This is a genomic window from Kitasatospora sp. NPDC091335 (assembly GCF_044757205.1).
Taxonomy (GTDB): domain Bacteria; phylum Actinomycetota; class Actinomycetes; order Streptomycetales; family Streptomycetaceae; genus Kitasatospora.
Genome location: NZ_JBIVUM010000009.1, coordinates 1 through 13658 on the forward strand (window position 1 = coordinate 1; position 13658 = coordinate 13658).

Annotated in this window: 8 protein-coding genes; 5 read left to right on the plus strand and 3 right to left on the minus strand. The window is 72.9% G+C overall.

All coding sequences use genetic code 11. The features are described 5' to 3' along the window. Positions 1–3647, minus strand: a 3647-nt coding sequence (locus ACIQOW_RS20010; protein ID WP_401086792.1) for a type I polyketide synthase, incomplete at its 3' end; no start/stop codon positions are given. A 232-nt stretch (positions 3648–3879) separates the two neighbouring features. Beyond that, entirely contained in the window at positions 3880–4746 is an 867-nt protein-coding gene (locus ACIQOW_RS20015; protein ID WP_401086794.1) for an ACP S-malonyltransferase, read from the minus strand. Positions 4747–5194: 448 nt separating this feature from the next. On the opposite strand from ACIQOW_RS20015, the gene ACIQOW_RS20020 reads away from it, so the two are divergent. The 5 genes from ACIQOW_RS20020 (at position 5195) to ACIQOW_RS20040 (ending at position 12404) form a co-directional block, all read left to right on the plus strand. Next, positions 5195–6886, plus strand: coding sequence for a flavin monoamine oxidase family protein (locus ACIQOW_RS20020; protein ID WP_401087248.1), 1692 nt, complete (start codon positions 5195–5197; stop codon positions 6884–6886). Positions 6887–6953: 67 nt separating this feature from the next. Next, positions 6954–8702 (plus strand): fatty acyl-AMP ligase, encoded by a 1749-nt coding sequence (locus ACIQOW_RS20025; protein WP_401086797.1) that lies wholly within the window; start codon positions 6954–6956, stop codon positions 8700–8702. Further along, the gene (locus ACIQOW_RS20030; protein ID WP_401086799.1) at positions 8699–10294 is read left to right on the plus strand and encodes an acyl-CoA carboxylase subunit beta; all 1596 of its coding nucleotides are present in this window, start codon (positions 8699–8701) and stop codon (positions 10292–10294) included. Before ACIQOW_RS20025 ends, ACIQOW_RS20030 begins: the two co-directional genes overlap by 4 nt. A gap of 14 nt (positions 10295–10308) precedes the next feature. Continuing rightward, positions 10309–10542 (plus strand): acyl-CoA carboxylase epsilon subunit, encoded by a 234-nt coding sequence (locus ACIQOW_RS20035; protein WP_401086801.1) that lies wholly within the window; start codon positions 10309–10311, stop codon positions 10540–10542. 77 nt (positions 10543–10619) lie between these two features. After that, the gene (locus tag ACIQOW_RS20040; RefSeq protein ID WP_401086804.1) at positions 10620–12404 is read left to right on the plus strand and encodes an acetyl/propionyl/methylcrotonyl-CoA carboxylase subunit alpha; all 1785 of its coding nucleotides are present in this window, start codon (positions 10620–10622) and stop codon (positions 12402–12404) included. 87 nt (positions 12405–12491) lie between these two features. Here the strand turns inward: ACIQOW_RS20040 and ACIQOW_RS20045 are convergent, their stop codons facing one another. Then, entirely contained in the window at positions 12492–13643 is a 1152-nt protein-coding gene (locus tag ACIQOW_RS20045; RefSeq protein WP_188301830.1) for a sensor histidine kinase, read from the minus strand. Between the last annotated feature and the right edge of the window lie 15 nt (positions 13644–13658).

Sequence of the window (13658 nt, forward strand, 5' to 3'; positions counted from 1 at the left end):
TCGCCCGACACCCGCACCCGCAGCACCGAAGCACCCGACGCGAAGACCGACACCCCCGACCACGACCACCCCGCACCAGGCCCCGCCACACCCACGGCCGACTCCATCAGCCCCGGATGAACGACAAACCCCTCCACCGACACACCATCAGCGAGCGCGACCTCGGCGAACACCTCATCACCGACCGACCACACCCCCTCCCCCACAACCCGCGCACCCACCGGCGGCCACACCGACAGATCGAACGCCGGCCCCTCCGACACCACCGACACCACACCCACCGCATGCACCGTCCAGGCCGCGGAGGCATCAGCCGTCTCCGGACGCGAGAAGACCGCCACGGTCCGCCGGCCGTCGGCATCGGCCGCCTCGACGCTCACCCGCAGCACCACGCCGCCCTGCTCGGGCAGCACCAGCGGCGCGTGGACGGTCAGTTCCTCGACCGTGCCCGCACCGACCTGGTCACCGGCGTGCACCGCCAGCTCCACCAGAGCGGACGACGGCACCACCGCCACACCGTGCACCCGGTGCTCACCCAGCCACCCGTGCGACTGCAACGACACCCGACCGGCCAGCACCACACCGTCCGAGCCCGGCAGTACCACCACCGCACCCACCAGCGGATGACCGCTCGCCCCCAGCCCCAGGCTGCTCGCGTCCCCGGCCGCCGTGGCCACGTTCAGCCAGTAGTGCTGGTGCTGGAAGGCGTACGTCGGCAGGTCGATGCGCCGCCCGGCGCCCCGGCCGGCGAACACGCCGTCCCAGTCCAGGGCGGCACCGTGCGCGTGCACGCCCAGGACGGCCTGGGTGAAGGACAGCGCCTCCGGCCGGTCCTTGCGCAGGACCGGGGCGAACACCGAGTCCTCCGCGTCGGCCAGGACGCCCTGGGCCAGGGCCGACAGGGTGCCGTCCGGGCCCAGCTCCAGGAACTTCTTCACTCCCTGCCCGGCGAGGTACGCGACGCCGTCGGCGAAGCGGACCGCCTCACGGACGTGCCGCACCCAGTACTCGGGCGAGGCCAGTTCCTCCGCCGTCGCCAGTTCGCCGGTCACGTTGGAGACGATCGGGATGCGCGGCGCGGAGTAGCCGATCACGCGGGCGTGCCAGCGGAACTCCTCCAGCATGGGCTCCATCCGCGGCGAGTGGAACGCGTGGCTCACCCGCAGCTGACGGCCCTTACGACCCCGCGCCTTCCAGTGCCCCAGCACCTCCAGGACGGCGGCCTCGTCGCCCGAAACCACCACCGACGTCGGCCCGTTGACCGCAGCGACGGCGATCTCCGACTCCCGGCCCGCCAGCAGCGGCAGGATCTCGGCCTCGGTCGCCTCGATGGCAGCCATCGCACCACCCGTGGGCAGGGCCTGCATCAGGCGGCCACGCGCGGCCACCAGGACGGCGGCGTCCTCCAGCGAGAACACCCCGGCCACGTGCGCGGCGGCCAGTTCGCCGACCGAGTGGCCGACCAGGAAGTCCGGGGTCAGCCCCCAGGACTCGACCAGGCGGAACAGCGACACCTCGACGGCGAACAGCGCCGCCTGGGTGTACGCGGTCTGGTCCAGCAGCTCGGACCCGTCGAAGACCAGGTCCTTCAGCGGCGCGTCGAGGTGCAGGTCCAGGTAGGAGCACACCTCGTCGAAGGCCGCCGCGAACACCGGGAACGCCGCGTACAGCTCACGCCCCATCCCGGTCCGCTGGCTGCCCTGACCGGTGAACAGGAACGCCAGCGCACCGCTGGAGGCGACCGACCCCGCGGTCTCCCCGGCGGCCACCGCCGCGAGGCCCGCGAGCAGTTCGTCGCGGTCCGTACCGGAGACGACCGCCCGGTGCTCGAAGCGGGAGCGCGACAGCGCCAGCGAGTGGCCGACGTCCACCGGCGACAGCTCCGGCCGGTCCCCGACGAAGGACGCCAGGCGCGCGGCCTGGTCGCGCAGCGCCGCCTCGGACTTGCCCGACAGCACCCACGGCACCGGAGCGTTGACCGTCGCCTCGACAACCTCCGCCGGCTCCTCCGCCGGAGCCTGCTCCAGCACCACGTGCGCGTTGGTGCCGCTCATGCCGAACGACGAGACGCCGGCCCGGCGCGGACGCCCGGCCTCCGGCCACTGCCGCGCCTCGGTCAGCAGCTCCACCGCGCCCGCCGACCAGTCGACGTGCGGCGACGGCTGCCCGGCGTGCAGGGTCTGCGGCAGCACGCCGTTGCGCAGCGCCAGGACCATCTTGACGACACCGGCGACACCGGCCGCGGCCTGGGTGTGGCCGACGTTGGACTTCAGCGAGCCGAGCCAGAGCGGCTCGCCGCCCTCACGCCGCTGACCGTACGTCGAAAGCAGCGCCTGGACCTCGATCGGGTCGCCCAGCCGGGTACCCGTGCCGTGGCCCTCGACGGCGTCGATGTCGGCCGGGGCGAGGCCGGCGTCCGCGAGGGCGCGGCGGATGACGCGCTGCTGGGCGAGGCCGCTGGGGGCGGTGAGGCCGTTGGATGCGCCGTCGGAGTTGATGGCGCTGCCCTTGACGAGCGCGAGCACCCGGTGGCCGTTGCGGCGCGCGTCGGAGAGGCGCTCCAGCACCAGGATGCCGGCGCCCTCGCCCCAGCCGGTGCCGTCGGCGTCGGCGGAGTAGGCGCGGCAGCGGCCGTCCTCGGAGAGGCCGCGCTGGCGGCTGAAGGCGAGGAAGCCGCCGGGGCTGGACATGACGGCGGCGCCGCCGGCGACGGCCAGCGGGCAGTCACCGCGGCGCAGGGCCTGGACGGCGAGGTGGAGGGCGACGAGCGAGCCGGAGCACGCGGTGTCGACGGTGATCGTGGGGCCTTCGAAGGCGAAGGTGTAGGCGAGGCGGCCGGAGGCGACGCTGGCGGCGTTGCCGGTGAGCAGGTAGCCCTCCAGGCCGTCGGCGGCGTCGGACAGGCGCGGCCCGTACTCCTGGTTCTCCACGCCGACGTAGACGCCGGTCTGGCTGCCGCGGGCGGCCCTGGGGTCGATGCCGGCGTTCTCCAGAGCCTCCCAGGTGCTCTCCAGGAGGAGGCGCTGCTGCGGGTCCATGCCGAGCGCCTCGCGCGGCGAGACGCCGAAGAAGTCGGCGTCGAACTCGCCTGCCCCGTGCAGGAATCCGCCCTGACGGGTGTAGGTCTTGCCGCCGTCGTCCGGGTCCGGGGAGTACAGGTCGTCGAGGTCCCAGCCGCGGCTGGTGGGGAACCCGGAGATGGCGTCGCGGCCCTCGGCGAGGAGCCGCCAGAGGTCGTCCGGGGTGTCGACGCCGCCGGGCAGCCGCACGGCCATGCCGACGATGGCGATCGGCTCGTCGTCGGCGGCGGCCGGGAGCGGCTCGTCGGCGGGGCTGTCGCCGGTGCCGGAGAGCAGGCGGCGCAGCTCGCGCGCGAGCGCCCGCGGGGTGGGGTGGTCGAAGGGCAGGGTGACGGGCACGGCCAGTCCGGTGGCGGCGACCAGGCGGCGGTGGAACTCGACGGCGGCGAGCGAGTGGAAGCCGAGTTCGAGGAAGGAGCTCTCGGGGTCGATCTCGCTCGGCCCACCGCGGTCCGTGCCGCTGAGCACGTCCCCGACCAGACCGGTGACGAAGGCGAGCAGGTGGCGTTCCTGCTCCGGACCGGTCAGTTCAGGCTGCGAACGGAATTCTCCGGGCTGGCCTACCATCGCTCGCTCCACCACTCTGCCGACACGGCTGTTCAGGGCTGTACAGGGCTGTTCAAGGAAAAACCGGACGTGACGCGAGAGTAGGTCGCCGCCGAGCGGCGCCCACACCCCTACGCACCCCTTTCGCCGGGCGGCGAACCGGTGGGGTTCCGGTGGGGTTCCGGCGCGATCGCGGCACGCTTCAGGCGCGGTCGCGGCGCGGAATCCGAAGGGCGCGGGACCGCCGCCGGATTCAGCGCTTGGCCGGCCTCAGCGCGGCCCGCAGGACGCTCTTCGGGTCGACCGCGACGACGTCGAAGTTCCGCGTGGTGCACTGCACCCGGCGGAACAGGTTCTCGGGACCGGTGATGTAGAGCTTGCGCACCCCGAGGCCGAGCAGCGAGTCGACGACGTCGGGCCAGCGGATCCCCTTGTCGAAGGTGTCGAGCATCATGGTGCGCATCCGGTCGGCGGTGGTCACCCGGCTGCCGTCCTGGTCGGCGATGACGGTCTGGGCCGGGGCGCCGATCTCGTAGCGGGAGAACACCTCCTCCTCGGCCCTGCGGCGCAGTCCGTCGAAGGCCTCGGCGTGCACCGGCGGACGCATCGTGTACATCGAGTAGCCGCCCATGGCGCCGACGGCCTTCTTGAGGCCTTCGAGGAGGTGCTCCCGGACGGAGAGCATGTAGAAGCCCTCGTCCAGCCGGCCGGACACGTCGTACCACTCGCCGTCGGCGGTGAGCCCGTCGAGGTATTCCCTGAAGTCGTCCTCGGGAACGCGCACGAAGGAGTGGGTCACCACGTCGGTGTGTTCGGTGGCGAAGAACTCCTGCTCGCAGCGGGCGAGTTCGGCGGTCATCCGGACCACGTCGGGATAGTCCATGGCACCGGTCCAGGCGGCCGCGGCCTTCTGCCCGAAACTCGGTCCCGCGACGTAGTCGGCGCGCATTCCCATGACGTCCTCGGCCCGGTCGGCCAGCGCCAGGGAGTTGACCAGGAAGGCCACCTGGGTGTATTCGGAGTAGTCGTCGTCGGCCGCGTAGAAGCGGTCGAGCAGCGAGTAGCCCAGGGCCCGGTCCGCGTCGGCTATCCGCCGGCGCGCGTATCTGTCGAGAACCATGAACTTGCCGACCGTGGAAAAGCTTGACGGCCCCATTCCAGGAAATACGACAGCTGTCTTCTCTTCCATCAGCATTTCACCCAACAGTCAGCTAGCGGACAGCGTGACCGAGGCTACGGCGGGGTTCCGTCCGGCGACCACCCCATAGGCCCCCTACGCCGACCCCGCACCGGTTCCGGTACGGTGCGGGCGGGCCAGGGAGACGCCGCCGGCCTGCGGCGCAGGCCCCTCGGGGTGCCATTCCGTACGGGTTGGGGCCGGTTGACAGGGTGCGTAGGGGTTGCCCCTGCGGCGCCGCGAAAAATAGCGTGAGCCCGTCGGCGAAGGCGGTCCCGCGGTAACTGGGGCACAGTGCGCGGCCGACCCCGGGCCGGCGCCTAGCGAGATGCGGCTCGCGCCGCGCGAGCGTGCGGAACTCTGCCGGAAATTCTCTGATTTCTCGACCAGCATTGTCGGCACGGCCCGAGGGGTTTTCCAGATGACGTCACCAAGCGCGGCTTCGATAGGCATGCTCGTTCCCGACTTCCCGTTCTCCTACGACCGGTGGCTGACCCACCCGGCCGGCCTGGGCGTGCTCCCGCCGGAGCGGGCCGGCACCGAGGTCGCGGTGGTCGGCGGCGGCATGGCAGGACTGACCGCCGCCTACGAGCTGATGCGGCTGGGGCTGCGCCCCGTGGTGTACGAGCCCGGCGACCTCGGCGGCCGGATGCGGGCCGTGCCGTTCGCCAACCACCCCGAGTACGTGGCCGAGTTGGGCGCGATGCGCTTCCCGGTCTCGGCGAAGGCGCTCTACCACTACATCGACCTGCTGGGCCTGCGGACCAAGCCGTTCCCGAACCCGCTGGCGCCGGACACCCCCGGCACCCTGATCGACCTCAACGGCGAGCAGGCGTGGGCCCGTTCGCCGGAGGACCTGCCGGAGCTGTACCAGGAGGTCGCCGACGCCTGGGAGAAGGTGCTCCAGGAGCGCGCGTCGCTGTCCACGATGCGCGACGCGATCACCCGGCGGGACGTGCCGATCCTGAAGGCGGTCTGGGACCGCCTGGTCCGCGAGTTCGACGACGAGTCGTTCTACGGCTTCCTGGCCAGCTCCTCCGCGTTCCACTCGTTCCGGCACCGGGAGATCTTCGGCCAGGTGGGCTTCGGCTCGGGCGGCTGGGACACCGACTTCCCGAACTCGGTGCTGGAGATCCTCCGGGTGGTCTTCACCGAGGCGGACGAGAACCACATGTCGATCGTCGGCGGGGTGCAGCAACTGCCGTACGGCCTGTGGCAGCACGCCCCCGAGTCCCCGGCGCACTGGCCGGCCGGCACCTCGCTCGCCTCGCTGCACGAGGGCGGCACGCCCCGCCCCGGCGTGGTCGGACTGCGGCGCAAGGGCGAGCTGTTCGTGGTCGAGGACGCGGACGGCGACGTGCGCGTGTTCCCTTCCGTGGTGTTCACCCCGCACGTGTGGACGCTGCTCAACCGCATCGACTGCGACCCGGGCCTGCTGACCCAGCCGCAGTGGACGGCCGTCGAGCGCACCCACTACATGGGCTCCTCCAAGCTGTTCGTGCTCACCGACCGGCCGTTCTGGCGGGACGTCGACCCGCGCACCGGCCGCGAGGTGATGGGGATGACGCTCACCGACCGGATCGCCCGCGGCGTCTACCTGTTCGACAACGGGCCCGACCGCCCGGGCGTGATGTGCCTGTCCTACACGTGGAACGACGACTCGCTGAAGTTCGCCTCGCTCACCGACCGCGAGCGCCTGGAGGTCCTGCTCGCCCGGCTGGGCCGGATCTACCCGGACGTGGACATCCGCTCGCACATCATCGACGAGCCGATCAGCGTCACCTGGGAGACCGAGCCGCACTTCATGGGCGCGTTCAAGTCGAACCTGCCCGGCCAGTACCGCTACCAGCGGCGGCTGTTCACCCAGTTCATGCAGGACGACCTGGAGCCCCGCGACCGCGGCTTCTTCCTGTGCGGCGACGACGTCTCGTGGACCGCCGGCTTCGCCGAGGGCGCGGTGACCACCGCGCTCAACGCGGTGTGGGGCGTCGTCGACCACCTGGGCGGCCACGCCCCGCGGGCCAACCCGGGGCCCGGCGACCTCTTCGACTCCCTCGCACCGCTGGAACTCCCGTACTCGTGACCCCTGTCCGGATCCCTGTTCGCCACCACCGACCGTCCACGTCCTCGCGAAACGAGGTAGCACGACCGTGACCATCACCGAACCGGTGCCGACGGGCCCTGCCACGACACTGCCCGGCGCGCTGAGCCTGCGCGCCGAGAAGCAGCCCGACGAGACCGCGTACGTCTACCTCAGGGACGGCGAGGAGCCGGACGGCTCGTTGACCTACCGTCAACTCGAAGCCGACGCGCGCTCCCGGGCCGCCGCACTGGCGGCGGCCGGCCTCGGCGGGGGCAGCGCGGTGCTGCTCTACCCCTCGGGCCTGGAGTTCGTCCGGGCGCTGCTCGGCTGCATGTACGCCCGGGTGGCCGGCGCGCCGGTGCAGGTGCCGCGGCGGGCCACCGGCCTGGCGCGGCTGCGCCGGATCGCCGAGGACGCGGGCACCACGACGGTGCTGACCACCGCCGAGGTGAAGCACGACCTGGAGGAGCGCTTCGGCGACCACCCGGATCTCGCCGGGCTCACCCTGGTCGACACCGGCGCGCTGCCGCGGGCCGAGTGGACCGGCGGCTTCCCGGAGCCGGAGGACATCGCGCTGCTCCAGTACACCTCCGGCTCGACCGGCGATCCCAAGGGCGTGATGGTCACCCACGCCAACTTCCTCGCCAACGTGGCCGAGACCGAGGAGCTGTGGCCGGTCGGCCCGGACGGCGTGGTCGTCTCCTGGCTCCCGCTCTTCCACGACATGGGGATGCTCTTCGGCGTCCTGATGCCGCTGAGCTCGGGGATGCCCGCCTACCTGATGGCCCCGGACGCCTTCGTCCGCAGCCCGGGCCGGTGGCTGGCGGCGATCGACCGCTTCCGGGGCACCCACGCCGCGGCGCCCAGCTTCGCGTACGAGCTGTGCGTGAAGGCCCAGGAGGAGGGCAAGGTGGCGCCCGGCCTCGACCTCTCCTCGTGGCGGGTGGCCGCCAACGGCGCGGAGCCGGTGCGCTGGCGCGCGATCCGTTCCTTCGCCGAGACCTTCGCCGCGGCCGGCTTCCGTCCGGAGGCGAGCTGCCCGGGCTACGGCCTCGCCGAGAACACGCTCAAGGCCACCGGCAGCCGGCTCGGCGAGGAGCCGCCGGTGCTCTGGGTGGACTCGGTCGCGCTGCGGGCGGACCGGGTGGAGCTGTCCGCCCCCGGCGAGGGCGCCCAGCCGCTGGTCGGCTCGGGCGTCCCGGTCCTCGACAGCGTCGTGCGGATCGTCGAGCCCGCCTCCCGCACCGTCCTGGCCGAGCGCGAGGTCGGCGAGATCTGGGTCTCCGGGCCGTGCGTGGCCGCCGGCTACCACGGGCGTCCGCAGGAGTCAGAGGAGACCTTCCGGGCGACGATCGCCGGGCAGGAGGAGGCCGGCCGCTTCCTGCGCACCGGCGACCTCGGCTTCGTCCACGACGGCGAGCTGTTCGTCACCGGCCGCCTGAAGGACGTCATCATCCGCCAGGGCCGCAACTTCTACCCGCAGGACATCGAGCTGTCGGCCGAGACCTCCGCCCCCGGCCTGCACCCCAACGCGGCCGCGGCGTTCTCCGTCGACGACGGCGAGCGCGAGCGCCTGGTCGTCGTCGTCGAGGCGGACGGCCGGGCCCTGCGCACCACTCCCCTGGACGAGCTGGAGGCCCGGATCCGCACCGCCGTCCACGAGGGCCAGCGGCTGGACGTGGACGAGGTGGTCGTCGTGCGGCGCGGCTTCCTGCCCAGGACGACCAGTGGCAAGGTGCAGCGCCGGGCCTGCCGCGCCCGCTACCTGAACGGCGAGCTGAAGGCCGCCGCGGCGGCGGAGCGGAGCGCCCGGTGACCGAGGACACCCCCGCGGGCCACCAGGCCGCCCCGGCCGGCACCGCCGCCAGGATCGCCGAACTACAGCACCGCCGCGACGAGTTGGCCGCCCGCGCCGACTCCGACGCGGCCCGCAAGCAGCACGAGAAGGGCAAGCTCACCGCCCGCGAGCGGATCGACGCGCTGCTCGACCCTGGCTCCTTCGTCGAACTCGACGCCCTGGCCAGGCACCGCAGCCACGACTTCGGCCTGGAGCGCAACCGGCCGCTCGGCGACGGCGTGATCACCGGCTACGGCACCGTCGACGGCCGCAAGGTGTGCGTGTTCGCCCAGGACTTCACGGTCTTCGGCGGCAGCCTCGGCGAGAAGTACGGCGAGAAGATCGTCAAGGTGATGGACCTGGCGCTCAGCACCGGCTGCCCGGTCATCGGCATCAACGACTCCGGCGGCGCCCGCATCCAGGAGGGCGTGGTCTCGCTCGCCTACTACGCGGAGATGGTCCGGCGCGAGGTCGAGGGCTCGGGCGTCATCCCGCAGATCTCGCTGATGATGGGCCCCTGCGCCGGCGGCGCGGTCTACGCCCCCGCCATCACCGACTTCGTCGTGATGGTCGAGGACATCTCGCACATGTTCGTCACCGGGCCCGAGGTCCTGCGCACCGTCATGGGGCAGCACGTCGACCGCGAGGAACTCGGCGGCGCGCTCAGCCACAACACCGTCTCCGGCGCCGCGCACTACCTCGCGCAGGACGAGAAGGACGCCTTCGAGTACGTCCGCCTGGTGCTGGGCCACCTGCCCTCCAACAACATGGAGGACCCGCCGGTCTACGCCGCCACCGAGCCGCGGACCCTCACCGAGGCCGACCGGGCGCTCGACACCCTGGTGCCGGACAGCCCCAACGTGCCGTACGACATGCGCAGGGTCGTGCAGACCGTGCTGGACGGCGGCGAACTGCTGGAGGTGCAGCCGCTGTTCGCCAAGAACGTGGTGTGCGGGCTCGGGCGGATCGACGGGCACAGCGTCGGCATCGTGGCCAACCAGCCGATCGTCTCGGCCGGAGCGCTGGACATCGACGCGAGCGAGAAGGCCGCGCGCTTCATCCGGATGTGCGACGCCTTCCACGTCCCGGTCGTGAGCTTCGTCGACGTGCCCGGTTTCCTGCCCGGCCTGGAGCAGGAGCGGGCCGGCATCATCCGCCGCGGCGCCAAGCTGATCTACGCCTACGCCGAGGCGACCGTCCCGATGGTCACCGTGGTCACCCGCAAGGCGTACGGCGGCGGTTACGGCGTCATGGGGTCCAAGCACCTGGGGGTCGACATCAACCTCGCCTGGCCCACCGCCGAGATCGCGGTGATGGGCGGCGAGAGCGCGGTGACCGTGCTGCACCACCGCGCGGTCAAGCAGGCCGAGGACCCGGTCGCCGAGCGGGCCAGGCTGCGCCGGGAGTACGAGGACGCGCTCTGCAACCCGTACGCGGCGGCCGAGCGCGGCTACGTGGACGCGGTGATCATGCCGCACGAGACCCGGCGGACCATCGCCGGCGCCCTGGAGACGCTGCGCGGCAAGCGCGCCTCCCGGCTGCCGCGCAAGCACGGCAACATCCCGCTGTGAGCGGGGCGGGAGCTGTGAGCGAGGCGGCAGCGGAGGGCACCGACGGGCGGGCCGAGGACGGCCTGCTGGTGGTGTACGGCAGCCCGACGAGCGAGGAACTGGCCGCCGCGGTGGTCGCGGTGACCGCCCTGGCCGCCGCCGAGGGCGCCGCCGCCGGCGCGCCGGCCCGGGCCCGCCCCGGCCGGGGCTGGGCACCGCCCGCCCGGCGGATGACCGCCTGGCCCCGGCACTGGGGCACCGGTGGCTGACCGGCCGCGCGTGCGGCCGCACGACCACCCGATACGACGAGCAAGACGAGCAAACGGCAGGGACGAGGGAGTTCAACGTGCGTAAGGTGCTGATCGCCAACCGTGGCGAGATCGCGGTGCGGGTCGTCCGCGCCTGCCGGGACGCCGGTATCGCCAGCGTCGCCGTCTACGCCGAGCCGGACCGGGATGCGCTGCACGTCCGCGCGGCCGACGAGGCTTACGCGCTGGGCGGTGACACTCCCGCTACCAGCTACCTGGACATCGCCAAGGTCCTCAAGGCCGCCGCCGACTCCGGCGCCGACGCCGTCCACCCCGGCTACGGCTTCCTCTCGGAGAACGCCGACTTCGCCCAGGCCGTCCTCGACGCCGGACTCACCTGGATCGGCCCGCCCCCCCAGGCCATCCGCGACCTCGGCGACAAGGTCACCGCCCGCCACGTCGCCCAACGCGCCGGCGCCCCCCTCGTCGCCGGCACCCCCGACCCCGTCGCCGGCGCCGACGAAGTCGTCACATTCGCCCGCGAACACGGCCTCCCCGTCGCCATCAAGGCCGCCTTCGGCGGCGGCGGCCGCGGCCTCAAGGTCGCCCGCACCCTCGAAGAGATCCCCGAACTCTTCGAATCCGCCGTCCGCGAAGCCGTCGCCGCCTTCGGCCGCGGCGAATGCTTCGTCGAGCGCTACCTCGACAACCCCCGCCACGTCGAGACCCAGTGCCTCGCCGACAAGCACGGCAACGTCGTCGTCGTCTCCACCCGCGACTGCTCACTCCAGCGCCGCCACCAGAAACTCGTCGAAGAAGCCCCCGCGCCCTTCCTCACCCCCGAACAGAACGCCGAGCTCTACCGCGCCTCCAAGGCCATCCTCAAGGAAGCCGGCTACCAGGGCGCGGGCACCTGCGAATTCCTCGTCGCCCTCGACGGCACCATCTCCTTCCTCGAGGTCAACACCCGCCTCCAGGTCGAACACCCCGTCACCGAAGAAGTCACCGGCCTCGACCTCGTCCGCGAGATGTTCCGCATCGCCGACGGCGAGGAACTCGGCTACGACGACCCCGAAATCCGCGGCCACTCCTTCGAGTTCCGCATCAACGGCGAAGACCCCGGCCGCGGCTTCCTCCCCGCCCCCGGCACCGTCACCCTCTTCGCCCCGCCCACCGGCCCCGGCGTCCGCCTCGACTCCGGCGTCGAGACCGGCTCCGTCATCGGCCCCGCCTGGGACTCCCTCCTCGCCAAACTCGTCGTCACCGGCCGCGACCGCAAGCAGGCCCTCGAACGCGCCCGCCGCGCCCTCAACGAGTTCAAGGTCGAAGGCATGGCCACCGCCATCCCCTTCCACCAGGCCGTCGTCACCGACCCCGCCTTCGCACCCGAGGTCCACGGCAACGACGAACCGTTCACCGTCTTCACCCGCTGGATCGAGACCGATTTCGCCAACACCATCCCGGCCTTCGGCGGTGCGCCGGCGGCCGACGCCGAGACCGACGCCCCGGTCCGCCGGACGGTGGTGGTCGAGGTCGGCGGCAAGCGCCTGGAGGTCTCGCTGCCCGAGTCCCTCGGCGCGGTGGCGGCCGGCGGCGCGGGCGGCGCGGCCGGCACCCGCAAGGCGCCGCGTCGCCAGGCGGGCCGCAAGGCCGGCGCGGCGGCCTCGGGCGAGTCGCTCACCTCGCCGATGCAGGGCACCATCGTCAAGGTCGCCGCCGAGGACGGGCGGCGGGTCGAGGAGGGCGATCTCATCGTCGTCCTGGAGGCCATGAAGATGGAGCAGCCGATCACCGCCCACCGCTCCGGCATCGTCAAGGACTTCTCGGTCGAGGTCGGTGCCTCGATCTCGGCCGGTACCGTGATCTGCGAGATCAAGGACTGACAGCCCCGCGCTGTGGACCGTGACGCCCGGCCCGGTACCTCCGGCCGGGCGTCACGGCTGTCCGCCGGGGCGCCCGGCCCCGGTCCGTCAGGCGGGCACCTCGGCGACCACCAGCCAGCGCCTGCCGCCGTCCTCGGCGGAGGCGACGAGAGTGCCGCCGACCAGGGTGATCCGTTCGCGCATCCCGGTCAGTCCGTAGCCGGGGACGTGGTCGGCGTCCGGCCGGCGCCCGCCGCGGGTCCGGTTCTCCACACTGAGCCGCACCGCCTCGGGGCCGAAGTCCAACGCGATCTCCACCCGCTCCCCCACCGCGTGCTTGGCCGCGTTGGTCAGCGCCTCGCGGGTGGCCTGGGCGAGCGACACCGCGGCCGCCGGGGCCAGGCCGCGCACCCGGCCGGTGATCAGCAGCCGCACCTCGCCGGGGTGGTTGAGCCGGTGCTCGGCGGCGAGCTGTTCGATCGCCTCGTCCAGCGGCGGGACGTCGTCGCGCAGCGCGGCCACCGCTTCACGGGCCTCGGTGAGGCCCTCGTCCGCGAGCCGGTTCGCCCGCCGGACCCTGGCGAGCGCCCCCTCCGAGTCGCCCTTCTCGATCTGCGCGGTGGCGACCTTGAGCTGGACGGTGAGGGCTCCGAGCGAGTGGGCGAGCACGTCGTGCATCTCGCGGGCGATCCTGGTGCGTTCGGCGAGGGCGGCGCCGCGGGCCTGCTCACGCTGCATCAGCCGGGACTGCGCCAGCAGCTGTTCGGCCTGTTCGGCGCGCAGCTGGGACTGCCGGCGGTTCAGGCCGATCAGGGTGAGGAGCAGGACCAGCAGGGTGTGGCCGAGCACGGCGCCGAACGGCCGCCCGGCGAGGGCGCAGCTGATCCAGGTCAGCGCGAGGCAGATCATGATCACACCGGCCATCAGCTGTCCCGGCGGGCCGGTGAGCGCGGTGAAGCGGCCGAGCACCACGCAGAGCACGATCACGGCGGTGCTGTCGTGGGCGGCGCCGACCGCGAGGGAGGGCACCAGCGCGCTGGCGGCCAGCATCGCGGCGGCGGCGCCCGGGCGGGTCCGGTCCAGGGCGATGAACAGGAGCCAGGTGACGGCGCTGAAGGTGTAGGCGGCCCAGATCCGCGGGCTGTCCTCGTGCGCGGTGCCCAGCGCCACCGCCAGGGCCAGGGTGCCGAGGCACTGGACGACCAGCCACCCGGGGGCGATGCGGTCGATGAAGTGGCCGCCGTCGGGCTTCGGTGTCATGCGTACCATTCCGGA

What these genes read in the sequence shown, in the direction of transcription:
- ACIQOW_RS20045 (WP_188301830.1), bottom strand. Translation starts at nt 13,643, where the DNA reads ATGACACCGAAGCCCGACGGCGGCCACTTCATCGACCGCATCGCCCCC.
- ACIQOW_RS20015 (WP_401086794.1), bottom strand. Translation starts at nt 4,746, where the DNA reads ATGGTTCTCGACAGATACGCGCGCCGGCGGATAGCCGACGCGGACCGG.